The organism is Streptomyces sp. NPDC034043 (assembly GCF_055575675.1).
The window spans coordinates 225,685-247,409 of record NZ_JBVISF010000001.1; the positions used below are offsets into that span (position 1 = coordinate 225,685).

The 21,725-nt window shown below is 74.3% G+C and carries 23 protein-coding genes and 1 pseudogene; 14 read left to right on the forward strand and 10 right to left on the reverse strand.

The window, feature by feature from the left end:
• Positions 1–37 precede the first annotated feature (37 nt).
• From ACZ51S_RS01365 to ACZ51S_RS01375, 3 genes are all read right to left on the reverse strand, one after another.
• Positions 38–1,264, reverse strand: coding sequence for a PP2C family protein-serine/threonine phosphatase (locus tag ACZ51S_RS01365; protein ID WP_468476091.1), 1,227 nt, complete (start codon positions 1,262–1,264; stop codon positions 38–40).
• Between the two features lie 64 nt (positions 1,265–1,328).
• Positions 1,329–2,150 (reverse strand): SDR family oxidoreductase, encoded by an 822-nt coding sequence (locus tag ACZ51S_RS01370; RefSeq protein ID WP_468476092.1) that lies wholly within the window; start codon positions 2,148–2,150, stop codon positions 1,329–1,331.
• 181 nt (positions 2,151–2,331) lie between these two features.
• Complete coding sequence (locus ACZ51S_RS01375) at positions 2,332–2,562, reverse strand: DUF6480 family protein (protein ID WP_388936970.1); 231 nt, start codon at positions 2,560–2,562, stop codon at positions 2,332–2,334.
• Positions 2,563–2,764: 202 nt separating this feature from the next.
• Between ACZ51S_RS01375 and ACZ51S_RS01380 the strand changes: the two genes are divergently transcribed.
• Entirely contained in the window at positions 2,765–5,014 is a 2,250-nt protein-coding gene (locus ACZ51S_RS01380) for a catalase (RefSeq protein ID WP_468959224.1), read from the forward strand.
• A 189-nt stretch (positions 5,015–5,203) separates the two neighbouring features.
• Positions 5,204–5,479 carry an isoamylase early set domain-containing protein gene (locus ACZ51S_RS01385; RefSeq protein WP_468476094.1) on the forward strand — a complete coding sequence of 92 codons (276 nt, stop codon included), beginning with the start codon at positions 5,204–5,206 and terminating at the stop codon, positions 5,477–5,479.
• Positions 5,480–5,548: 69 nt separating this feature from the next.
• Here ACZ51S_RS01385 and ACZ51S_RS01390 read toward each other — a convergent pair whose 3' ends face one another.
• Positions 5,549–6,112: a hemerythrin domain-containing protein gene (locus tag ACZ51S_RS01390; protein WP_468959226.1), complete on the reverse strand. Its 564-nt coding sequence runs from the start codon at positions 6,110–6,112 to the stop codon at positions 5,549–5,551.
• Between the two features lie 109 nt (positions 6,113–6,221).
• Between ACZ51S_RS01390 and ACZ51S_RS01395 the strand changes: the two genes are divergently transcribed.
• Both ACZ51S_RS01395 and ACZ51S_RS01400 read left to right on the forward strand, forming a co-directional pair.
• Entirely contained in the window at positions 6,222–6,752 is a 531-nt protein-coding gene (locus tag ACZ51S_RS01395) for a hypothetical protein (protein WP_468476096.1), read from the forward strand.
• Positions 6,753–6,980: 228 nt separating this feature from the next.
• Positions 6,981–7,427: a hypothetical protein gene (locus ACZ51S_RS01400; protein WP_468959228.1), complete on the forward strand. Its 447-nt coding sequence runs from the start codon at positions 6,981–6,983 to the stop codon at positions 7,425–7,427.
• Here ACZ51S_RS01400 and ACZ51S_RS01405 read toward each other — a convergent pair.
• The gene (locus tag ACZ51S_RS01405) at positions 7,387–8,328 is read right to left on the reverse strand and encodes an alpha/beta fold hydrolase (protein WP_468801726.1); all 942 of its coding nucleotides are present in this window, start codon (positions 8,326–8,328) and stop codon (positions 7,387–7,389) included. The genes ACZ51S_RS01400 and ACZ51S_RS01405 overlap by 41 nt on opposite strands.
• A 328-nt stretch (positions 8,329–8,656) precedes the next feature.
• Here ACZ51S_RS01405 and ACZ51S_RS01410 point away from each other — a divergent pair, with 328 nt between their 5' ends.
• Entirely contained in the window at positions 8,657–9,103 is a 447-nt protein-coding gene (locus ACZ51S_RS01410; protein WP_468476099.1) for an SRPBCC family protein, read from the forward strand.
• 99 nt (positions 9,104–9,202) lie between these two features.
• Entirely contained in the window at positions 9,203–9,847 is a 645-nt protein-coding gene (locus ACZ51S_RS01415) for an MOSC domain-containing protein (protein ID WP_468959230.1), read from the forward strand.
• Positions 9,848–9,889: 42 nt separating this feature from the next.
• Here ACZ51S_RS01415 and ACZ51S_RS01420 read toward each other — a convergent pair whose 3' ends face one another.
• Together ACZ51S_RS01420 and ACZ51S_RS01425 are read right to left on the reverse strand one after the other, a co-directional pair.
• Positions 9,890–10,348: an SAM-dependent methyltransferase gene (locus ACZ51S_RS01420; protein WP_468476101.1), complete on the reverse strand. Its 459-nt coding sequence runs from the start codon at positions 10,346–10,348 to the stop codon at positions 9,890–9,892.
• 44 nt (positions 10,349–10,392) lie between these two features.
• Complete coding sequence (locus ACZ51S_RS01425; protein ID WP_468476102.1) at positions 10,393–11,181, reverse strand: hypothetical protein; 789 nt, start codon at positions 11,179–11,181, stop codon at positions 10,393–10,395.
• 134 nt (positions 11,182–11,315) lie between these two features.
• On the opposite strand from ACZ51S_RS01425, the gene ACZ51S_RS01430 reads away from it, so the two are divergent.
• Complete coding sequence (locus tag ACZ51S_RS01430; protein WP_468476103.1) at positions 11,316–12,230, forward strand: oxygenase MpaB family protein; 915 nt, start codon at positions 11,316–11,318, stop codon at positions 12,228–12,230.
• A 70-nt stretch (positions 12,231–12,300) separates the two neighbouring features.
• On the opposite strand, the gene ACZ51S_RS01435 is transcribed toward ACZ51S_RS01430, so the two are convergent.
• On the reverse strand, positions 12,301–12,909 hold the full coding sequence (locus ACZ51S_RS01435; protein WP_468959665.1) for a class I SAM-dependent methyltransferase: 609 nt from the start codon (positions 12,907–12,909) through the stop codon (positions 12,301–12,303).
• Positions 12,910–13,080: 171 nt separating this feature from the next.
• Between ACZ51S_RS01435 and ACZ51S_RS01440 the strand changes: the two are divergent.
• From ACZ51S_RS01440 to ACZ51S_RS01460, 5 genes and pseudogenes are all read left to right on the forward strand, one after another.
• A pseudogene (locus tag ACZ51S_RS01440) lies at positions 13,081–13,845 on the forward strand (MHYT domain-containing protein); the annotation flags it as partial.
• A 245-nt stretch (positions 13,846–14,090) separates the two neighbouring features.
• Positions 14,091–16,625: a sensor histidine kinase gene (locus tag ACZ51S_RS01445; RefSeq protein ID WP_468959232.1), complete on the forward strand. Its 2,535-nt coding sequence runs from the start codon at positions 14,091–14,093 to the stop codon at positions 16,623–16,625.
• Entirely contained in the window at positions 16,622–17,065 is a 444-nt protein-coding gene (locus ACZ51S_RS01450) for a roadblock/LC7 domain-containing protein (protein WP_468476105.1), read from the forward strand. Before ACZ51S_RS01445 ends, ACZ51S_RS01450 begins: the two co-directional genes overlap by 4 nt.
• 17 nt (positions 17,066–17,082) lie before the next feature.
• Positions 17,083–17,463, forward strand: a complete 381-nt coding sequence (locus ACZ51S_RS01455; protein WP_467884129.1) for a DUF742 domain-containing protein — start codon at positions 17,083–17,085, stop codon at positions 17,461–17,463.
• The gene (locus ACZ51S_RS01460) at positions 17,463–18,092 is read left to right on the forward strand and encodes a GTP-binding protein (RefSeq protein WP_468885327.1); all 630 of its coding nucleotides are present in this window, start codon (positions 17,463–17,465) and stop codon (positions 18,090–18,092) included. The genes ACZ51S_RS01455 and ACZ51S_RS01460 overlap by 1 nt, the downstream gene beginning before the upstream one ends.
• Before the next feature lie 77 nt (positions 18,093–18,169).
• Here ACZ51S_RS01460 and ACZ51S_RS01465 read toward each other — a convergent pair whose 3' ends face one another.
• Positions 18,170–19,573, reverse strand: a complete 1,404-nt coding sequence (locus ACZ51S_RS01465; RefSeq protein ID WP_468959234.1) for a S41 family peptidase — start codon at positions 19,571–19,573, stop codon at positions 18,170–18,172.
• Between the two features lie 420 nt (positions 19,574–19,993).
• Between ACZ51S_RS01465 and ACZ51S_RS01470 the strand changes: the two genes are divergently transcribed.
• Complete coding sequence (locus ACZ51S_RS01470) at positions 19,994–20,392, forward strand: roadblock/LC7 domain-containing protein (RefSeq protein ID WP_042800536.1); 399 nt, start codon at positions 19,994–19,996, stop codon at positions 20,390–20,392.
• 84 nt (positions 20,393–20,476) lie between these two features.
• Positions 20,477–21,319 (forward strand): DUF6397 family protein, encoded by an 843-nt coding sequence (locus ACZ51S_RS01475; protein ID WP_468959236.1) that lies wholly within the window; start codon positions 20,477–20,479, stop codon positions 21,317–21,319.
• Here the strand turns inward: ACZ51S_RS01475 and ACZ51S_RS01480 are convergent.
• Positions 21,283–21,684: a YchJ family protein gene (locus tag ACZ51S_RS01480; protein ID WP_468959239.1), complete on the reverse strand. Its 402-nt coding sequence runs from the start codon at positions 21,682–21,684 to the stop codon at positions 21,283–21,285. The two genes, ACZ51S_RS01475 and ACZ51S_RS01480, sit on opposite strands and share 37 nt — an antisense overlap.
• Positions 21,685–21,725 lie beyond the last annotated feature (41 nt).

Genomic DNA, 21,725 nt, shown 5'->3' on the forward strand with positions numbered 1-21,725 from the left:
CGTGTGCGGGCGGCTCCTGACGGTGCGTTCAGGTCGTTCAGGTGGTGGGGTGCCATTCGGACAGGACGATGGTGGCGTCGTCGTGCAGCCGCTGGCCCTGGTGGGTGAGGAGGTCCAGGACCAGGCGGCGCAAGGCCTCGGGGGCGGTGGCGCCCGAGGCCATGGAGCGGATGACGGTGTCGGCCAGCCGGTTCTCGCCGAACAGCTCCCCCGCGGCGGAGCGGGCCTCGATCACGCCGTCGCTGTAGAGCAGCACCCGGTCACCGGGCTGGAGCCGCGCCCGGTCCTGCCGGGGAGGTTCCTGGGCGTGGAAGCCCAGCCCGAGGGGGAGTTGGGCCGGGCGTTCGAGTGCTCCGGGCAGGACGTGGCCGTTGCGGATCAGCAGGGGCGCCGGGTGGCCGCAGTTGACCCAGGTGAAGTCTCCGTGCCCGGTGTCGAGGTTGGCGAGGATCCCGGTCATCAGCCGGTCCGGGATCCACTGCTGGAGGGTGCGTTCGATGGTGACGGCGATCTCGGTGAGCGTGCCGCCTGAGCGGCGGGTGGACCGGCAGGCGGCCAGGCCGGCCGCGCTGGCGCCGCCGGAGGCGAGGTCGTGCCCCATGGCGTCCAGCAGGGTCATGTGCAGCAGGCTGTCGCTGAAGTTGTGGTCGAAGGCGTCACCGCCGATGTCGTACGCCGGTTCCAGGACGGCGGTCGAGGTCGCCTGGCTGGTGCCGATCGTGCGCGGCGGCAGGAAACCCCACACCAGCTCCGCCTGGAGCGTCATGGGCCGGCTGCGGCCCCTGACGACGAGGGGGTCGTTGTGCGCGGACTTGGAGACGACGATCAGCGTGGCCAGCGCGGCCAGGGCCCGGCAGACCTCCAGGTCGCCCTCGTCCAGGGCCGCTCCGGAGGCCTTCATGACTCCGATCCGCTCGACGCCGTCGATCATCGGCAGCCACGCGGTGGTGCGGTCGCGGGACAGCTGCGTGCGCTGACTGCGGTACGCCAGACCGGCCAGGGAACCGTCGATGTCGAGGGCCTCCGCCTCCCGGTCGGCCTCGGTGGCCTCCTCCGGGCCCGGCCGGGGGTCCGCGAGCTGGGGGAGGGCCAGCAGGCGCACCTGCTGCACGTCGGCCACGTACAGGCGGGTCCCGGCCAGCCCCAGCCGCTGTGCGGCCTGGTCGATCAGCGCCGGTACCTGGCGGGCGGAGGCGTCGTGCGAGCGGTCCAGCACCCAGCCGAGGACGGAGCCGGGCAGGTCCTCCCACCGCCGCGCGTTCACGGGGCGGCTCCTGCCCGCGGACCCGTGGTGCGCCTCGGGCCTTCCCGCACCCGTGCCGGGACGCTCACGGCTCGCGCCAGGCGTCGGTCTCCAGGTGGGAGCCCGCCATCGGGCCCATGCGGAGCATCCCGCCGTCCACCGCCCAGGAGGCCCCGGTCACGTAGCCCGAGCCGGGCCCCGCGAGGAAGGCGACGACCGCCGCGACCTCACGCGCGTCACCGGGGCGCCCGAGGGGGATCCCGGGCCGCGGGACCGAGCGGACGTCGACGTCCTCCTGGCCGGTCATCGGGGTGGCGATCTCGCCCGGGGCGACGGAGTTCACGGTGATCCCGTACTCGGCCAGTTCGAGGGCCATCACCTGCGTGAGCAGGCCCAGCCCGCCCTTGGCGGCGCAGTACGGAGCGGTACCCACGCGGGGCTGGTGCTCGTGGACCGAGGTGATGTTGACGATGCGCCCGCCCCGCCCCTGCGCGATCATCCAGCGGGCCGCCCGCTGGCCGCACAGCAGCGGTCCGACCAGGTCCACGTCCAGGATCCGGCGCACCGTGTCCAGCTCCAGCTCCAGGAAGGGCTCCGACACACCGGTGCCGGCGCAGTTGACGAGGACGTCCAGGCCCCCCAGCTCCCTCGCGAGACCGTCCACCGCCTCAGCCGCCCCGGGCAGCCGCGACAGGTCCATCCGCGCGACGGCGGCCCGGTGCCCGGACCGCGCCACCTCCTCGGCGGTCTCCCGGGCCCCGGCCTCGTCGGAGTGCCAGGTGATGCCGACGTCCGTCCCCGCGTCGCGGGCGAGCGCGACCGCGACGGCGCGGCCGATCCCGGAGTCGGACCCCGTCACCACGGCCGTGTGCGGAGCGAAGGGCCGCGGCCCGCCGGCGCCATTCACGGCAGTCCCCGCCACGGCGCCGGGCTCGCGCGCCGCCCGACAGCCGACGGATGCCGTCGCGCCGGCTCCGCGGGCCGTTCGCGGGAGCGCCGCACGGCCCTGAGCCGTCCGTCCATGACAAGCACCGCCTCGTACTCGGTACGCCGCCCCGCCCGCGTGCGCGGGCAGCGACGGCCGTGGTTCAGAGGGCCAGCACGATCGCGAACACCAGGAAGAACAGGGCCACCAGGACCGCCAGGGCGACGATGACCGCGAGCGGGCCCTTGGCCCACCCGCGCTTCAGCGGCCGGTAGGGGCCGGCGCCGGAGGAGGTGCTCGCCTCGCCGGGAGGGGTCTCGCCGGGCGGAACCGAGCCGCCCGGTTCGAGGCCGGGGGTGGTGCGGGGATCCGGGTCAGGATTGTGGGTACTCATGTCGGGCGTGTCCCCGCAATCCGGACACCCATGCCGGGTGAGGCGGACTTCCCGAGGAGACCGGCATCGACCTGGTGTCCGGCGGCGAAGCCGGGGCAGACGGGGCACCATGAGCGTCGTCGGGCTCCGCGGACGCGGGGCCCCGGGCCGGCCGGGTGCGGATGCCCGGGACCGCGCCCCCACCGAACCAGCGGGAGAGAGAATGCCCGAGAAGTACGAGCCGGAGCAGCCCATGGCCGCCGACACCCCCGCGGACCACGTACCCGGCAAGCCCGCCCCCACCTCCCCCCAAAGGGAGGAACCGACCAGTCCGCGCCCGCCGCTGCCTCCCAAGGCGGACCAGGAGGGCCCCGAGACGGTCAGTCCCACCGGCCAGGCCACTGGGGCGGAAGGAGCGCGCGACGCCCAGAGCGGGGCGTACCTCACCAGTGCGCAGGGCACCCGGCTGTACGAGACCGACCACTCGCTGAAGGCGGGCCCCCGGGGGCCCGTACTCCTCCAGGACCATCACCTGCGCGAGAAGATCACGCACTTCGACCACGAGCGGATCCCCGAGCGCGTCGTCCACGCCCGCGGGGCCGGCGCGCACGGGGTCTTCCGCGGTTACGGCACCGCGGGCGAGGTCTGCAGGGCGGCCTTCCTCGGCCGGGACGTCGAGACGCCCGTCTTCGTCCGGTTCTCCACCGTGCTGGGCTCGCGCGGATCCGCGGACACCGTGCGGGACACCCGGGGCTTCGCGGTGAAGTTCTACACCGAGGAAGGCACCTTCGACCTGGTGGGCAACAACATCCCGGTGTTCTTCATCCAGGACGCCATCAAGTTCCCCGACGTCATCCACGCCGGCAAGCCGCATCCCGACCGGGAGATCCCGCAGGCCCAGAGCGCGCACGACACCTTCTGGGACTTCGTCTCCCTGCACACCGAGGCGACCCACCACACCCTCTGGAACATGTCCGACCGGGGCATCCCTCGCTCGTACCGGATGATGGAGGGCTTCGGGGTCCACACCTTCCGTCTGGTCAACGAGGCGGGCGAGAGCGTACTGGCCAAGTTCCACTGGAAGCCGAAGCTGGGCGTGCACTCCCTCACCTGGGAGGAAGCGCAGATGATCGGCGGGACGGACCCGGACTTCCACCGCCGCGACCTCTTCGACGCCATCGAGTCCGGCGCCTTCCCCGAGTGGGAACTGGGCGTCCAGGTGTTCCCCGACACCCCGGAGCAGACCTTCGAGGGCATCGACCTCCTCGACCCCACCAAGATCGTGCCGGAGGAGCTCTCCCCCGTACAGGCCATCGGCCGGCTCACGCTGAACGCCAACACCAAGAACTTCTTCGCCGAGACCGAGCAGGTCGCCTTCCACCCCGGGCACCTGGTGCCGGGGATCGACATCACCGACGATCCGCTCCTCGCCGGCCGGCTGTTCTCGTACCTGGACACGCAGATCAGCCGCCTCGGAGGCCCCAACTTCGCCCAGATTCCGGTCAACCGCCCGCACGCCCCCGTCAACGACATGCTGCGGGACGGCATGCACCAGACCGCCGTGCACACCGGCGTGGCGCCGTACCGGCCCAACAGCCTGGACGGCGGCTGCCCCTTCCTGGCGGGCGCGGAATCCGCCGCCTACATCGAGGCGCCCGTGCGGGTGCCCGCGGCGAGCAAGAGCCGCGAGGCCGCAGCCTCCTTCTCGGACCACTTCAGTCAGGCGCGCATGTTCTGGCTGAGCATGAGCCCGCCGGAGCGCGAGCACATCATCGCCGCGTACAGCTTCGAACTGGGCAAGTGCTACGAACAGGCCGTCAAGGAACGGATGCTCGGCAACCTCGCGAACATCGACCCCGAACTGTGCGCCCAGGTGGCCGCCGGGCTCGGGCTGCCCGCTCCCGGCCCCACCATCCCGCTCGCCGAGGTCGAACCCAGCCCGGCCCTGTCCCAGCTGGGGCGGACCTGGCCCGTCGACGGCCGGGTGATCGGCATCGTCGCCGATCCCGCCGGGGAATCCGCCGAGGTGCGCGCCGTACAGCGGGCCGCCTCCGCCCGGGGCCTGCTCCCGCTCGTCATCGCCCCGAACGGCGGCACGCTCGACGCCGAAGGGGAGCCGGTGGCCGTCCAGCGCACGTTCGCGACGGCGCGGTCGGTGGAGTACGACGCCATCGTCCTCGCCGGCGCCCCCCGGCCCGCCGCCGACGCCCGGGGCGCCCGCGACGCCAAGGCGGGCACGCCCGGAGCGACGGAAGTCGACCCGCGCGTACTGCTGCTGATCACCGAGGCCTACCGGCACGGAAAGGCCATCGCCGGCTGGAACGGGGGCGAGCGGGCGCTGGAGGCCGCCGGCATCGCCGCCGACGAGCCGGGAGTCATCGTCGGGGACTCGGGATCCTCGGTGCTGGACGCGCTCGCCGGGGCACTGGAGAAGCATCGGGTCTGGGAGCGCTTCCCCGCGCCGGCCGCCTGAGGGGCCCTGCCGGCCGGCCGGCGCGGGTCGCGACGGCCGGCCGGCACAGGCCTGATCGGCGGTGTCCGGACGGGTGACGCAGCACCCGCCGCGGCGGGTCGCCTGACGGGGACCGCCCGGACCGCGACGATGGCGGGCGTCCGGCGGGCCCCACCGGTCCCCGGCCCCGACACCGACAAGGAGCACTCCGTGCTGGAAAGAAGGCGTCGCAAGAACGCCACCGAGGTCACCTTCGTGCTGCCCGAGGGTGACCCGCCGGGGCCGGTCAGCGTCGTGGGCACGTTCAACGACTGGCGGCCGGGCACGCACGTGCTCGCACCCCGCCCCGACGGCAGGCGAGCGGTGACCGTCGAGCTTCCGGCGAAGGCCACCCACGCCTTCCGGTACCTGGCCGCCGGGGACTACTGGTTCAACGACGAGGGCGCCGACGGACACGACGGCGCCAACAGCCGTCTGCGCACCTGAACGCGGCGGAGGGAGCCGTGCCGCGCACGGCTCCCTCCTGTGGCCGGGAGCGCCGGCCCGCGAGCGGTGTCAGGACTCCTTGCCGCGCCCGCTCATCGCGTCGCGCAAGCGGTCCACCAGCCCCATGCCCGGCGCCAGGAGCTTGTTGGCGGGCGGAGTGTCGGGAGCTGAAGGGTGCGGCCGGGTCGGCGCGGTCTTCTTCGCCGTCCGGACCTTGTCACCCAGCGTGCCGAGCATCTCCGGGCCGCACGCGGTCCGCAGCCGGGGGAACAGGTTCTGCTCCTCGTCGGCCATGTGCTCGCGGATCTCCGCCATCAGCTTCGCTGCCAGCACGTCGAAGCGGGGGTCATCCGCCTCGCAGCCCTCCAGGTCCTTCATGACGCGCTCGGCCGCGGCGTGGTCCGCGAGCTCCTTGTCGGCCAGCGCGTCGCCGTTCGGCAGCTGCTCCCGTACGGCCGGGTACAGATAGGACTCCTCCGCCACGGAGTGGCGGACCAGTTCCATGATCGCCTGGTCTGCGTACTCCTTCCTGCGGGCATCGCCCGGAGGCAGGGCTTCCATCTTGCCGAAGATCTCCTCCACTTCCCGGTGGTCGGTGGTCAGCTCTGCGATGACGTCGCCGCCGTGTCCCATCGTGTCCCTCCTCGATCGGTCGGAATAAGCCGCGCCTTTCCGTTCCGATGTCATTTATTCGGTCATTAAGGTGAGGGGAGGAAGCCCGCACCCCGCCCTGGAGGCCGCCGTGTCCACGGACAGCGCGCTGGCGCCGCTCATCGCGGCCACGGCGCAGTGGTTCGACCGCGCGTACCCGTCCGGGCGCGGCGCGCTCCAGCGGGGCCTCGCCCAGGCCCAGTCCCGCCAGGCCGTCACGCTCGCCGCCTGGCTCCGCTATCCGACGCGGCTCGACGTCCACCTGGTTGCCCTGACCGGGCCCGGCGGCTCGGGCAGACTCGACTGGATCACCGGCTCCGACTTCGCCCGCGCGGCGGAGACCGCCGACCCGCGGGCCGTCGCCTGGCGGACCTGGGTGGACGAGGTGGTCGCCAGCTGGGCCGCCTGCCTGCTGGGTACGCCGTCCCTCGCCGAGGCGGCGGCGCGGGCGGTCACCGGCACGGAGCACGTGGGGGCGGTGCCCGTCTCCTTCCGCCGGCTGACCGAGCCGGACCCGTACGACCACCGGGGCGCGGAGCTGCTGCGCCATCCCGACCTGCTGGCCCCGGTGGCGGACCTCCACCGGAGCCGGCTCCTGGCCCGTCTGGAGGCCCCGGCCTGAGCCGCCGGCGGGCCCGCGCGTACGGGCCGGCGGCACGGCTGCCCCGCGCCCCGCGGTCCGCGCGGACGGTGCGGCCGCCCGCGTACGGCGGCTGCCCGAGGCCTCCGCGGGGGCCGTGGCGGGCGTGCCGCGACGGGGCGCGCCCCCGCCGCGCTGTGCCGTGCCTGCCTCCATCTGCTGGACATCACCGGTGCGTCCGTTTCCCTCGCCGGGGACGCGGACGCGCGCGTGCTGTGGTGGTCCTCCGACGAGCGGGCCGCCAGGCTGGCCGACGCGCAGTACACCCTCGGGGACGGGCCGTGCCGCACGGCGATCGCACTGGCCGCGCCGGTCCTCGCCGAGCACGAGGACCGCTGGCCGGGCTTCACGCCCCTCGCGGCCGCCGCCGCATACCGGGCCGCGCACGCCCTGCCCCTGCGGTGCGCCGCCAGCAGGTCGGAGCCCTCAACCTGCTCGCCCGCGCACCCACCGCCAGAGCGCCCTCTCCGGCAAGGCGGTGGTGGACACCGCGGCCGGCATGATCGCGGCCGCGACGGGCGTCACCCCGGCCGAGGCGTCCAACACCTCACGGCGTACGCGGCGGCGCACGGCCGGCGCCCGACCGAGGTCGCCGACCGGCTCGTACGGCGCACCCTCACCCCGGAGGCCGTTCTGCGGCCGGAGCAGGCCGCGTAGCCCCCGCCTTCCCGGGCTTCCCCCGGCGTGCAGCGCCCTGCGCGCGCGGTGTCGTCCCCCGTCCGAGCGTGAGCATCGCCTCCGCGACCTCGCCGACCGCCGCTTCGGGGATCGCGGTGGCGGCCGCGTCGAGGACGAGCAGCCGTGCCCCGGGGATCTCGCGTGCGATGGCCTCGCCGTGGCCGACGGGGAAGAACCGGTCGCGGCGGCCGTGGACGACGAGCGTGGGGACCGCGATCCCGGGCAGGCGTTCGCGCCAGCGGGGTGCGCAGTCGAGCCTGGAGAACACCATGCCCAACTGGTTGGCCATCTGCACCGGGGGCGCGGTGCCGGGCGTGCGGTCCCAGACGCGCGCGGCGACCGCCCGCGCGGCGACGGGGTCGTCTCCGCGGATCTCCGCGCCCGTGGCGGCGAACTCCGCGACGGCCCCGCGGTCGCTCCAGTCCGGCAGCGGACGCGCGAACAGCCGGCTCATCGTCGCCCGGTCGTGGTCGGGAAGGTCGTCGTCGGGCGGACCAGGGGCGACGGCGCGGGTGCCGGCCAGGGTGAGCGCGGAGAACGCGCCCGGATGGTCGAGCACGGCCACCTGGGCGACCATCCCGCCGACGCCGATCCCCGCGAGGTGCGCGGACCCGCCACCGAGCGCGCCGGAGAGGGCCGCCGCGTCGGCGGCGAGGTCGCGCAGGGTGTAGGCGGGCGCCTCCGGATCCGCCGTGGTCGACTCGCCGCTGTCGCGCAGGTCGTAGCGCACCGCCCGGCACCCGCCGGCGGCGAGGCGCTCGCACAGCGCGTCCGGCCAGGAGAGCATCGTCGGTCCGCCCGCGAGCAGGACGAGGGGCGCGTCGTCGTCACCGAACGACTCGATGCCCAAGGCGATCCCGTTGACGTCGACCGTGGTCACCGGATCACCCCCGGCCGGTCGTGGGCGGACAGCGGTGTTCCGGCGCCCGGCGCGACGGGCCCGAGGCGCGGTGTCAGCGGGTGGCCCCGGTCGTGACGGGAGTCCCCAGCGATGATTCGAGTCATGCCGGGGCAGACCCGGCCCGCCGCCCGGACTCATCGCTCGCGCACGAAGCGGGTGGCGGACGCGCACCCGGCGCCCGGTACCCGATGCCCGGTGCTCGCCGCCGCGTGCGCGACGCGGCCCACCGGTGGTGGCGGACGGGGCCGGTCCGTGAACCCCTGACATCCTGGAACCACGCCCCGTCCTCGCCGTCCCGGAGGCTCCGATGAAGGTCGACGTCCTGACCGAGGCCGTCATCGCCGCCCCCTGCGCCCGGGTCGCCGCCTACGCGGCCGATCCCGCGAACGCGCCCGCGTGGTACGTCAACATCACCTCCGTCGAATGGCGGACGCCGCCACCCGTGGCGATCGGCTCCAGGATCGCCTTCGTCGCCCGCTTCCTCGGCAGACGGCTGGCCTACACGTACGAGATCACCGCGTACGAGCCCGGGCGCCGGATGGTGATGCGGACGGAGCGGGGGCCGTTCCCCATGGAGACCACCTACACGTGGGAGCCGTACGGGGAACACCCGGACCGCACCCGCATGACCCTGCGCAACCGGGGCGAGCCCAGCGGATTCGCCTCGCTCGGGGCCCCCGTGATCACGGCCGCCATGCGCCGCGCCCAGCGCAAGGACCTGGCGGCCCTCTCGGCGCTGCTGGAGGCACGCTGAGTACGGACCCCGGGGAACCGCCTCCGGTCCCGGCGCGTTGACCATGGCGGAAGCATTCGCGGGCCGCCGGGGGCGGCAGGGGGGACGCAGGCCTTTCTCATGAGCACCACCGAGCACGAGCACAGCACCGAGCACGTCAGCACCGAGCACGTCAGCACCGGGCACGTCAGCACCGAGCACGTCGTCGCGGGAGAGAGGGCGCAGGCCGCGCGCGTCGTGGCCGTCAGCAGCAATGCCGTGTACTCGTTCAGCAAGCCGAACCGGGAGAGCATCACGCTCCTCGCCGGCCTCGGCGTCGAAGGCGACGTGCACGCCGGGGTCACCGTCAAGCACCGCTCCCGCGTGGCCCAGGACCCGACGCGGCCGAACCTCCGTCAGGTGCACCTGATACACCGGGAACTGTTCGACGAGGTGGCGGAAGCGGGCTTCGGCGTCGAGCCGGGCCGGCTCGGGGAGAACGTGACCACCGAGGGCATGGACCTGCTCGCCCTGCCGACGGGGACGCTGCTGCACCTGGGCGAGGAGGCGGTGGTGGAGGTGACGGGCCTGCGCAACCCGTGCCCGCAGATCAACGCCTTCCAGGACGGCCTGCTCAGGCAGGTCGTCGGCCGGGACGAGGAGGGCCGCGTGGTCCGCAAGGCCGGGATCATGGGCGTGGTCCACCGGGGCGGCACGGTCCGCCCCGGTGACACCATCACCGCCACCCTCCCGCCGCTGCCGTACATACCGCTCGAGCGCGTCTGACGGGAGGGGGCGCGGCGGCGGGCCCCGTGGTGGGAGCGACGGTCAGTAGTAGTCCCGCATCAGGGCCGTCGACCACTCCGGCTGGCGGGTCTCGCCGCGCGGGCCGAATTCCTCCATGTACGGCTTGAGGTCGAGCACGGGGGTGCCGTCCACCGCGTCCAGGCCCTCGACGTGCACGTCCAGGCCGTCCACCTTCAGCACCCTGCACCGTGACAGGCCGATGCGGTTGGGACGGTTCTTGCCGCGCTGGGCGAAGATGCCCACCAGGGGCCAGTCCCGGTTCCCCCGCGGGTGCCGGGCGCCCGTCTCGATCTTCTCCACCGGCACCCGGTCGAAGTGGTAGACGACCTCGACGTGCGAGAAGTCCTCCAGTCCGTAGAGGGCTTCGGGGCCGAACCGGCCGGAGTCCAGCCGGATCACCGCCCGCTCCCGTCCCCAGTCGTCGTCGACGACTTCCGCCCGGCCGCCGACCACCACGCCCACCGGCTGCGACTCCACCATCGCGTGCCCCCGTCTCCCTTTCCCGTGTTCCGTACCGGGCGCGCTCAGGCCGGCCGTACGGCCACGCCGTCCAGTGCGGCCAGCAGGCCGGCCAGCTCCGGCAGCCCGGAGTTCCCCTCGCTGGGGACGGCCAGGACCGCGCCCGGTTCCTCGTCCAGCAGGACGAAGGCCGGGCCGCCGGTCCGGGCCACCAGCGACCAGCCCGGCCCGTCGGCCCGCAGCGCCCGTACGCCCTCGCCCGCGAAGGCCGACCGGACCCGCCCCGGCGGCGGTGCCTGCCGGGCGTAACCGGCGGCCTCCCGCAGCGCCCGCGCGAGCCCGGGGTGCACGGCTGCCGCCGCCCCGCCGTCCTCCGCGACGCGCTCGCTCCAGTCCGCCCACTCCCGGCCGACCTGGTCCGCGCCCAGACGCCGCTGCACCGGCCCCCAACCCTGCGCCGAGGGGGGTGACAGCGGCACCCGACCCGTGCCGTCCGCGCCCTGCTCCGGGTCGTGGGGCTCCGGAATGCCCGCCGTCGACACCGTCAGCTCCAGCGGCCAGCCCGCCAGCGAGGCCACGATCGTGCGCTCGTCGGGCGACAGGTCGTAGTCCATGCCGCAGTCCCAGGAGGCGATGGCGGCGGCCACGAGCGAGACGTCGTCCACGACGACCGTCCAGCGCGCGCCCTCCTCGTCCTGTCCCAGCACCAGCCCGTACCCGTCGGCGACCGGCGGTACCCCCAGCAGCGCGCAGGCCTCCGGGAAATCGTCGCCGAGCACCGCCGGGAACTGCGTGGGGGTCAGCAGCACGGCCGTCAGCACGTACAGCGAGCCCCCGTCCTCCTCGTCGGACACGTGGCCTCCCGATCGCGTTCTCGTCGGCGCACCTTAACCAGCGGGTAACTCGCACGTCGAGACCCGACGGGGGACGATTTCCAAGGCCGCTACCTGCACGTAGAGTTGGGGCCCCGCCACAGAAAGGGAGTCCGGTGCAGCGTTACGACCGGCTGAGGGAGATCCTCCGGCTCGACCCCGACCAGGACTTCCTGGCCATCTACCGGCTCACCGCCACCTACGAGTTCCCCTGGGACTTCACCCGCGCCCTCGAGCTCGCCCTCTTCCGGACCTACGCCGTCCCCTCCATCGGCGCGCTCCTCGCCGAGACCGCCGAGTTCACCGACCGCGCGCAGAAGCGTTACGACGACACCGCGCTGCTCCTCGACGCCGTCGTGGAGCACGGTTTCGAGAGCGACACGGCGCGCACCGCGATCCGCCGCGTCAACCAGATGCACCGCAGCTACGACATCTCCAACGACGACATGCGCTACGTCCTGTGCACGTTCGTGGTGATTCCCGCACGCTGGCTCGACGTCTACGGCTGGCGCCCGCTGACCCACCACGAGCGCCGGGCCTGCGCCAACTACTACACCGCACTCGGCCGACGCATGGGCATCACGGACATCCCGGGCTCCTACGAGGAGTTCGAGGCCACCCTGAACGCCTACGAGGAAGCCCACTTCGGCTGGGACGAGGGGGGCCGCGAGGTCGCCGACTCCACCCTCGACCTGATGGCCTCCTGGTACCCGGCGCCCCTCGCCCCCGCGGTGCGCGGCGCGAGCCTCGCCCTGCTCGACGAGCCGCTGCTGAGCGCCTTCCGGTACGAGACCCCGAGCCCCGCCGTCCGGCGGCTGGTCCGGGGCGCCCTCCGGCTGCGAGGCCGCGCGGTACGGCTGCTGCCCCCGCGCACGGCCCCCCACTACGCCCGCCAGAACCCGGAGATCAAGGGATACCGCGACGGCTACGACGTCGGCGAGCTCGGCACCTTCCCCGTGCCCGGCGCGGGCGGCTGCCCCGTGCCGCACCCGCGCCGTCCGGCCGGAGCCGAGGCCCAGCCCCCGGCGTAGCCCCCGGGGCCGGGCGGGTGCGGGCGCGCGGGCCGGCGTACGAAAATGGTCTCCCCGGGCGTCGTGCCGATTACCGGACGCGCTCGGCCAGGACCAGGAAGCGGGTGTCCTCGTCGGCGTAGGAGGTCATCCGCCAGCCGGAACCGGACAGCAGCGGGCCCAGGTTGTGCTCGGCCCGCAGATCGTCCGGGGTCAGCTCGCGGCCGTGGCGCGCGGCGAGCGCGACTCTCCCGATCGGGTGAAAGAGTGCGAGCCGGCCGCCCGGGCGGACGACGCGGGCGAGCTCGCGCAGGTTCGCGGCGGGATCGGGCAGGTGGGCGATCAGCCCGGCGGCGAAGACCGCGTCCAGCGCCCCGTCGCGCAGTGGCAGCCGGGCCACGTCGGCGCGCAGCAGCGCCCCCGCGCGGTCGCGCCCGGCGCGCCGCGCCTCGGTCAGCATCTCCTCGGTCAGGTCCGCGCCGATCACGGTTCCGGACGGCCCGACGGCCGCCCGGAGCGGGACCAGTGCCCGGCCCGTCCCGCAGCCCGCGTCGAGCACCCGGTCCCCGGGCCCCACACCGAACTCCGCCACGGCGGTCGCGAAGGCGGGCCCGTCGTCCGGGAACTTGCTGTCCCAGGCGGCTGCGCGTGCCCCGAAGAACTCCTGCACGTGTGGGTGGTCTTCGTTCGTACGGCTCATACGGCTCATGCCTCCATGATCCCGCACTGGCCCCGGCCCTTGCGGACCGTGCGCAAGGTGGCACGTGGTGTGATCGGAGATGAACGTCTCTCTGTCATATTCCAGCAGTTACAGCTGCTTTCGAAATGCTCCCCTTGTTCGCGCCCTCACCCGGACTAGCGTCCCGTGGCCATGGGACACCTGGACCACGCCGCCTATGGCTGGCTGACACCCGCACTGTCATATGTGATGGCATCGATCGGCGCCGCCCTGGGGTTGCGCTGCACCGTCCGCGCACTCGCCGCGACCGGCGCCTCCCGCCGCAACTGGCTCCTCACCGCCGCCTCCGCCATTGGCACCGGCATCTGGACGATGCACTTCATCGCCATGCTCGGCTTCCACGTCACCGGCACCGAGATCCACTACGACGTGCCGGTGACCCTCCTCAGCCTGCTCGTCGCCATGGCCGTCGTCGGCACCGGGGTGTTCGCCGTCGGCTACGGCAAGGACCGCCGCCGCTCCCTCGTCCTCGGGGGCCTGACCACCGGACTCGGGGTCGCGAGCATGCACTACCTCGGCATGGCCGCCCTGCGCCTGCACGGCCGGATCGAGTACGACCCGCTCACCGTCGGGCTCTCGGTCGCCATCGCCGTCGTCGCCGCGACCGCCGCGCTCTGGGCCGCCCTCAACATCAGCTCACCGCTGGCCGTCGCGGTCGCCTCCCTCGTCATGGGCGTCGCCGTCAGCAGCATGCACTACACCGGGATGGCGGCCGTCGCCGTCCGCGTCATGCCCTCGGACGCGGCCCTGCCCGGGGCGACCGCCATGCAGTTCATCTTCCCGCTCGCGGTCGGGCTCGGGTCCTACCTCTTCATCACCGCCGCTTTCGTGGCGCTCTCCCCGACGGCGGACGAGCGGACGGCGGACGGGCGGACGGTGCCGACGTCCGAGCGGGCGGCGTCGGCGTCCCGGCGGACGGCGTCGGCCCGGGCGTCCGCACCGGGGGCGCCGGCTCCGGCCGCCGCGGCTCACGGCTCCGATGCGGGGTCCGGTCGTGGCTTCGGTCCCGGCGCGGGTGCGGGCATGGGGCCGCGCTCCGGGTCCGCGCCCACTGCCCGGCGCCTCGGGGAGGGCACCGTCCCCTCCCGCTGACACCCCGCCCACCCCCCCCGTGGATCCGTACCGCCCCGGAACGAGGAGCCATGCGCACACCCCGCAGAAGACCGGAGCCGGCGCCGCCGCGGCTCCCCGCGCCCGCCTCGCGCGGCCGCCGCGCACACGCCGGTCCCCCCGCGACGGAACCGCCGGAGTCCGGGTTCCGGCGCCCCGCCCCGGCCGGAGGCGCCCGGGCCGGAGGCGCCCGGGACCGGGGCGGGCCGTGGACCCGGCTGCGGCCCGCCACCGTCCGGGCGAAGATCGTCTCGCTGCTGATGGTCCCGGTCGTCTCGCTGCTCGCCCTCTGGGGCTTCGCCACCGTCGGCACCGCCCAGGACATGGCCCGGCTCGGCCGCGTCCGCGAGGCCGACGCCGCGATACGCGCGCCCCTCGACGCTGCCCTCGCCGAGATCCAGGCCGAACGCCGCGCCGCCGTCCGCTTCCTGGCCGACCCCGCCCCCGGCGAGGCGTCCGCCCTCGGGCAGCAGGCCCGGCGCACCGACGAAGCCGTACGCCGGCTGCGTCTCGGCGACCGCCACACCGTCGCCGACTCCGGCGGTCACCGCACCGACACGGTCGTGCGGCTCGGCGCCTTCGTCGCCGCCGCGGAGGCGCTCGGCCATGCCCGGAAGGACATCACCGCCCGCCGCGCCACCCCGGAGGGCGCCTACGAGACCTACACCCGCGTCGCCGACTCCGCCCTCGCCGCCCAGGGCGCCCTCTCCGGTGGCGCCGACTCCGAACTCGGCGCCGACGCACGGGTCCTGCTCGAGTTCGCCCGGGCCGGCGAGCTGCTGTCCCGGGAGGACGCGCTCCTCGCCCTGCCCGGCCCCCGCACCGCCGACGCGCTGCGCCGCCTGGCCGGCGCCGTGGAGACCCGCCGCACCCTCACCGTCGCCGCGGCGCGGGACCTGCCCCCGGACCAGCGGTCCGCCTGGGACGCCGTCTCGAAGGGCGCGTCCTACGCCGAGCTCACCGCCGCCGAGGACAAGGCGCTGGCCGTCACTCCCGTCCCCGCCGGGGCGGCGTCCGCGGCTTCGCCGCCCCGTGAGGCGCACGCGGTCCCCGTCGGCTGGGACACCGCCCACGCCGCGGTGAGCTCGTCCATGCGGGAGGTACGGCGGGCCGCGCACGCCCGGGCCGCCGAGCGTGGCGATCCGCTCGCCGGAGGGGCTCTCGGCCCGGCCGGCGCCGCCGTCCTGCTGGGTCTGGTGGCGGTCGCCGCCTCGCTGGTGATCTCCGTGCGCATCGGCCGCGCCCTGGTGGTGGAGCTGGTGGCCCTGCGGAACACCGCGCTGGAGATCGCCCACCGGAAGCTCCCGCAGGCCATGGAACGGCTCCGGGCCGGACGAGCCGCCGACATCGACGTCGAGGAAGAGGCCCCGCCCGGGCCTCCCGCCGAGGACGAGATCACCCAGGTCGGCGAGGCCCTGTCCACCGTCCACCGGGCCGCCCTCAGCGCCGCCGTCGAGCGCGCCGAACTCGCCGGCGGGGTGAGCGGCGTCTTCGTCAACCTCGCCCGCCGCAGCCAGGTCCTGGTCCACAAACAGCTCGACCTCCTCGACTCGATGGAGCGCCGCGCCGATGACCCGGGCGAGCTCGGCGACCTCTTCAAGCTCGACCACCTCACCACCCGGATGCGCCGCCACGCGGAAAGCCTGATCATCCTCTCGGGCGCCGCCCCGGGCCGGGCGTGGCGGATGCCGGTGCCGCTGACGAACGTCGTGCGCGCCGCCGTCTCCGAGATCGAGGACTACCCGCGCGTGGAGGTCCGGCGGCTCGCCGAGGCCGCCGTCACCGGCGCGTCCGTCGCCGACCTCACCCATCTGCTCGCCGAACTGATCGAGAACGCGGCCCAGTTCTCCCCGCCGCACACCACGGTCCGGGTCACCGGCGAACCCGTCGGCGCCGGTTACGTCCTGGAGGTCGAGGACCGCGGCCTCGGCATGGGCCGCGAGGCACTCGCGGAGGCCAACCGCCGGATCGAGCACTGCGAGGACCTCGACCTGTTCGACAGCGACCGCCTCGGCCTGTTCGTGGTCAGCAGGCTCTCGGCGCGCCACGGGATCCGGGTGCACCTGAGGCCTTCGCCCTACGGCGGCACCACCGCCGTCGTGCTGCTGCCCAACTCCCTGCTCCAGCCGGCGGCCGGTGCCCCGCCCGCCGCCGAGCGGGAGCCCGTGCACGTGCCGGCGCCCGTGCCCGCCTCAGGGCGGGGCGACGGGCCGCGGCAGGATCCGGTCGCCGCCCCGGTGGCGCCGCTGCGGCCGCGCGGGTCCGGCGGCGCGGTCATCCGTACCGCACCCGCACCCGCATCCGCGCCGACGGCCGTGCCGGAGCCGGCCGTCCCCGCCGCCCCGGTGACCGGACTGCCGCGCCGGGTGCGCCAGGCCAGCCTGGTCCCGCAGCTGCGCGAGGCCCCCGCCGCCGGCCGGGCCCCGACCGGCTCACGGGCCCCCGCGGAGCCCCCCGACCGAAGCCCGGAGCAGGCACGGGACCGGATGGCCGCCTACCGGGCGGGGTGGGCACGCGGCTCCCAGGACGACTCCCCCCACGCAGGCAGCGAAGGAGAAGTGCGATGAACGAACACCACAGGACCGCGCTCGACGGGATCCGGGGATCCGGCGAACTGGACTGGCTGCTGGACGACCTCGTCCGGCGGGTCCGGGAAGTCCGGCACGCGGTGGTGCTGTCCAACGACGGGCTGGCGGTGGGCTCCTCCACTGCCCTGAGCCGGGAGGACGCCGAGCACCTGGCGGCGGTCGCGTCCGGTTTCCACAGCCTCGCCAAGGGCGCGGGCCGCCATTTCCACGCCGGGGGCGTACGCCAGACGATGGTCGAGATGGACGAGGGGTTCCTCTTCGTCGCCGCGGCCGGGGACGGCTCCTGTCTGGCCGTCCTCAGCGCCGCGCGTGCCGATATCGGGCTGATCGCGTACGAGATGGCCCGGCTGGTCAGACGGGTCGGCGAACACCTGGACACGCCGACCCGCTTCGCGGTCCGCCCCCCGGCCGCCGGGTGAGGGCGGCGGACGGGCACGTGGAAGGCCAGTGGTACGACGCCGAGGCGGGCCCGCTCGTCCGCCCGTACGCCATGACCGGAGGGCGTACGAAACCGGGCCCCCACGGGGTCCGCTTCGACCTGATCGCCCTGGTCGTGGTCGATCCGGAGGCGGCCGGCGCGGGGGACGAGGCCCTGCTCGGCCCGGAGCACCGCACGCTGCTCGGGCTCTGCCGCTCGGAGACCCAGTCGGTCGCGGAGCTCGCCGCCGAGGCGGACCTCCCGGTGGGCGTGGTGCGGGTGCTGCTGGGCGACCTGCTGGAGGCGGGACACGTGCGGGTCAGCCGGCCGGTGCCGCCCGCCCGACTGCCGGACGAGCGGATTCTGCGGGAAGTCGTCGAGGGATTGCGAGCACTGTGATGGGACCGCACGACAACGGCACGACGGGCGCCGGGAGTTCCGGCGACGAGGAGGAACTTGCCGCGCTGGCCCTGAAGATCCTCGTGGCCGGCGGCTTCGGCGTCGGCAAGACCACGCTCGTGGGCGCGGTCAGCGAGATCAGGCCGCTGCGCACCGAGGAGCTGCTGAGCGAGGCGGGCCAGTTCGTCGACGACACGGGCGGAGTGGACCACAAGACCACGACCACCGTGGCCATGGACTTCGGCCGGATCACCATCAGGGCGGGCCTGTCGCTCTACCTGTTCGGGACCCCGGGCCAGGACCGCTTCTGGTTCCTGTGGGACGAGCTCGCGCAGGGCGCGCTGGGAGCGGTCGTCCTCGCCGACACCCGCCGGCTGGAGGACTGCTTCCCGGCGGTGGACTACTTCGAGCACCGGAGGATCCCCTTCGTGGTGGCCGTCAACTGCTTCAGCGGCGCCCGCGGCTACGGCGCGGACGAGGTGGCGCGCGCGCTGGACCTGGAGCAGGGGACACCGGTGGTGCTGTGTGACGCGAGGGACAAGGACTCGGGGAAGGAAGTGCTGATCAGGCTGGTGGAATACGCCGGCCGGGTCCACACGGCCCGGCTGCTCGACTCGGTGGGGCACTAGGTCCTGTCGTCAAAGTAGCGCCGGTCAGGCCTGCGGTGCCGGGGGCCGCGGGCCAGGCGGGACTTTGACGACAGGGCCTAGGGCGTTTCCCTCGGACCCCAGTCCCGCAGGACCGTCACGGCCCGGTCGAAGGCCGAGTCCTTGTTCTGGTCGAACTCCTCCGCGGTGAAGACCGGCTCGGTGAGGTGCGGCGGGATGCCCGCGCCGTCGAAGGTCCTGCCCGACCGGCTCAGCAGCTCCTCGTTCGGCAGCCAGACCGACATGCCGTTGGGGAGCCTGCGCACCATGACGTCCGAGAAGACGCCCTGCGTGGGCTGCCCGATCCGCACGGTCCTGCCGGGCCGGTCCATGAGGGCCTGGGTGAAGGTCTCTCCCGCGCTGACGGTCGAGCCGCCGGTCAGCACGGCGACCGGTCCGGTGTAGCGGGGGCCCTGGGCGGGCGTGACGTACAGGGGCTGGGGGCGCGTGTGCCGGGTGGGGTCCGCGGGATCGTTGCGGGCCCGCTTGGCGTAGGCGAGGTACGGGGTGTCGGTCAGCCGCCCGGCGACGTGGAGCCCCAGGGCGTCGGAGCCACCGCCGTTGATCCGCAGGTCGATGACCAGGCCCTTCAGCTGCCGGGTGCGTTCCTGGTCGAGGACCGTGTCCAGCGCCCTGTCGAGCTCGGCCAGCTCGGCGGCGTAGGAGGCCGCGCCGCCCGCGTAGCCGCCGAAGCCGGAGATCCGCAGGTAGCCCTGCCCGCCGGGGAGGTCGGCGTAGGTGATCCGCCCGGCGGCGAAGTCCTGGAGTGTCCGGGCGTTCTTGAGGTCGCGCTCCACGACGAACTTCTTGACCTTGGCGTCGAGCTTCCCGTCGGGCCGGACGGTGCCCGGGCGGACCTGCGCGAAGGCCCGGTCGGGGGCGCCGTCGCCGTCACCGTCAGCGCCCCAGACGGCGACGTGGGCGTCGCGGAGCGGCTCGACCATCTTGCTGAAGACGGCGAAGAGTTCGTCCGGGGTCGTCTTTTCGTGGACCGTGGGCCGGTAGCGGTCGCGTACGGCGTGCCAGTCGATGCCCTTGGCGGCGAAGAACGGGTAGTTCTCCTCGAAGGACTGCCAGAAGACGTCGAAGGAGGCGAGCGGGCCCCCGGGGGCGGGACGCCTGCAGGCGTCGGGCAGTGCCGTCATCCGGCGCAGGTTCCGTTCGCCGACGTCTCCGTCCAGCCGTAGGGAAGCGCGGTCGCGGTCCCGGCGGGTGCGCACGGTGAGGACGGTGCCTCCAGCCGTGGTGTAGGCACCCGGGCCGGTGCGTTGAGCGGCGTCGGCCGCGATGCAGCTGACGGCGGTGATCTGGTACTCCTGGAGGGTTCCGCTCCGGATGGACAGCACGGTGCCGTAGCCATCGGTGCGCCAGATTCCGTCGGTGGCCGGCTGGTGGGCGGTGGCAGCCGGTGCGGCTGCGCCGACGAGGGCCAGGGCGACGCCGGTGGCCGTGACGATGCGCACGATCTTGCCTTGTCTGTAGGTGACTTGCTGGGTACCGCCCCACCGTCGCCGACACGGGATCCACCGGGCCATCCGGCTGTCCGGCCGATCGGGGGTGGGGCCAGCCCCCGCTACCCGCGGTACCCGGGCAGGGCCGGATTCCGCCCCTTGACGGTCATCCGGCCGGTGGCGAAGGAGGGGGAACCGCCGTCGGGAACCGACCAGATGGGAGCGGTGTGCGGGCTTCCGTCCTACAGGTCCGTGGACGGGGTTCCGGTGCGCGTGGAGTGCCTGCCGAACGCCCGGCAGTCCTCTTGAGTCATCTTCTGTGCCATGCGTCCGTCCTCCTTGCCGGAAAGCCCCTGGTGGGGAAGGCTGGCGGGACGACCAAGCGGGGTGGGGCGCGGCCACGTCGGCCGGGTCAACGGGGAGGGGCTGGAAATGGCACTGGACAAGCAGCTCGACTGGTTGCTGGACGATCTGACGCGCAGGGTCCAGCAGGTCCGGCACGCGGTGGTCCTGTCCAACGACGGGCTGGTGACGGCCGCGAGCGCGGGACTGGCCCGGGAGGACGCGGAGCACCTGGCGGCCGTCGCGGCCGGTTTGCAGAGCCTGGCGAAGGGTTCGGGGCGGCACTTCCGGGCGGGTGAGGTGCGCCAGACGATGGTCGAGTACGACGAGGGGTTCCTCTTCGTCGTGGCGGCCGGCTCGGGAAGCTGCCTGTGCGCGCTGAGCGCCGCGGAGGCCGACATCGTGCAGGTGGCGTACGAGATGACGCTGCTGGTCAACCGGGTCGGCGAGCACCTGGGGGTCGCGGAGCGGCGGATCACCGGAGGCTGAGTTATCCACAGGCCTCGCGCGACAGCGTCACCCTTGGTTACGGTCTTCACACAGAGTGATCGCCATGTGTGGGGGAGGACTGTGATGAAGGTGCAGACGCTGGAGCGCGCGTCCACCGGACCGGACCGGGATCCGGCTTCGGACGTACGAGTGGACGCGCGGCCCGAACCGTCGCTCAGCGGCATCCGCGCGGCCGGAGAACTGGGGCTGAGCCGGGGCGAGTTCGCCCGGGCCGTCCAGCTGGGGCTGGTCCGTGCGGGACCCCGGGCGGCGAGCGGCGCCGCCCGCTTCACCCGGGCCGAACTGGACCGGGTCAGGGCGGCGCCGGGATTCCCGCAGGAGCTCCGCGCCCAGGTCGAGACGATGGCCGGGACCGACGCGGCCGCCCGGGTGCTGGAGGTGGGTCCGAGCCGGTTCACCCGGCTCGCGCGCTGCGGGCACCTCATGCCCGTCGGCTACCGGATCAACCGCTACCGGGCCGTCGTCTGGCTCTACCTGGCCACGGAGCTGCGGGAGTTCGCCGCCCGGGAGCCGGGCCTGCTCAGCGGGGCCGCGCCCCCGCAGGACCGGGAGCTGATGGCGGCCGGGGCGGACCTGCGGCCGCGCAGGTGGCGGGGCCGGCATGTGGGGCTGCTGCTGAGACGGACCACCGACCTGTGGGAGCGGGCGGCCGTACTGGCCTCGGTGCTCCCCGACGACGAGGTACGGGCCGCCGCGCCCGACCCGGCGGAGCGCATCGTGCTCGCCGCGCTCGCGCCGCCCCCGCCCTACGGCCACTCCCGGGTTCCTGCGGCCGCGGCGGTGGCCCGGCGACTGCTGCTGGCCGAGCCACCGGAGGAGACCCTGTGGTACCGCGCGGGCCTGGACTTCGCCCTGGCCCGCGCGCGAGGTCAGGTGAAATCGACGGGGGAGAGGGGACCGACGTAGACCCAGGCCCCGCCTTCGCGGGAGAAGGAGCTGTGCTCTTGCAGCGAGCCGGTGTGGCCGCCCTCGCGGTAGTGGGCGCGGAACTCCACCGACCCCTCCGTCTCGAACATCCCGCCGCGCTCGGTGGCGAGGATCTCCAGGCGCTCCCAGCGCTGGTCCGGGTACAGGTCGAGCCGGTCCGGACGGGTCGAGGGGTGCCAGGAGCGCATCAGATAGGCGGTGTCGCCGACCGCGAAGGCACTGAAGCGCGAACGCATCAGCAGCTCGGCGGTCGGCGCCTGCCGGGCGCCGGAGTGGAAGCGGCCGCAGCAGTCCGCGTAGGAGGCGGGCAGCCCGCAGGGGCAGGGGAGGGCCGGGGTGGACATCGGTGCGATCAGCTCTTCGGTGAGGAGACGGGGGAAGGAGA

Bases quoted from the DNA above. Each gene is read 5' to 3' on its own strand.
- ACZ51S_RS01375 (WP_388936970.1), bottom strand. From the start codon at position 2,562: ATGAGTACCCACAATCCTGACCCGGATCCCCGCACCACCCCCGGCCTC.
- ACZ51S_RS01380 (WP_468959224.1), top strand. From the start codon at position 2,765: ATGCCCGAGAAGTACGAGCCGGAGCAGCCCATGGCCGCCGACACCCCC.
- ACZ51S_RS01390 (WP_468959226.1), bottom strand. From the start codon at position 6,112: ATGGGACACGGCGGCGACGTCATCGCAGAGCTGACCACCGACCACCGG.
- ACZ51S_RS01410 (WP_468476099.1), top strand. From the start codon at position 8,657: ATGAAGGTCGACGTCCTGACCGAGGCCGTCATCGCCGCCCCCTGCGCC.
- ACZ51S_RS01415 (WP_468959230.1), top strand. From the start codon at position 9,203: ATGAGCACCACCGAGCACGAGCACAGCACCGAGCACGTCAGCACCGAG.
- ACZ51S_RS01420 (WP_468476101.1), bottom strand. From the start codon at position 10,348: ATGGTGGAGTCGCAGCCGGTGGGCGTGGTGGTCGGCGGCCGGGCGGAA.
- ACZ51S_RS01435 (WP_468959665.1), bottom strand. From the start codon at position 12,909: ATGAGCCGTACGAACGAAGACCACCCACACGTGCAGGAGTTCTTCGGG.
- ACZ51S_RS01445 (WP_468959232.1), top strand. From the start codon at position 14,091: ATGCGCACACCCCGCAGAAGACCGGAGCCGGCGCCGCCGCGGCTCCCC.
- ACZ51S_RS01450 (WP_468476105.1), top strand. From the start codon at position 16,622: ATGAACGAACACCACAGGACCGCGCTCGACGGGATCCGGGGATCCGGC.
- ACZ51S_RS01460 (WP_468885327.1), top strand. From the start codon at position 17,463: ATGGGACCGCACGACAACGGCACGACGGGCGCCGGGAGTTCCGGCGAC.
- ACZ51S_RS01470 (WP_042800536.1), top strand. From the start codon at position 19,994: ATGGCACTGGACAAGCAGCTCGACTGGTTGCTGGACGATCTGACGCGC.
- ACZ51S_RS01475 (WP_468959236.1), top strand. From the start codon at position 20,477: ATGAAGGTGCAGACGCTGGAGCGCGCGTCCACCGGACCGGACCGGGAT.
- ACZ51S_RS01480 (WP_468959239.1), bottom strand. From the start codon at position 21,684: ATGTCCACCCCGGCCCTCCCCTGCCCCTGCGGGCTGCCCGCCTCCTAC.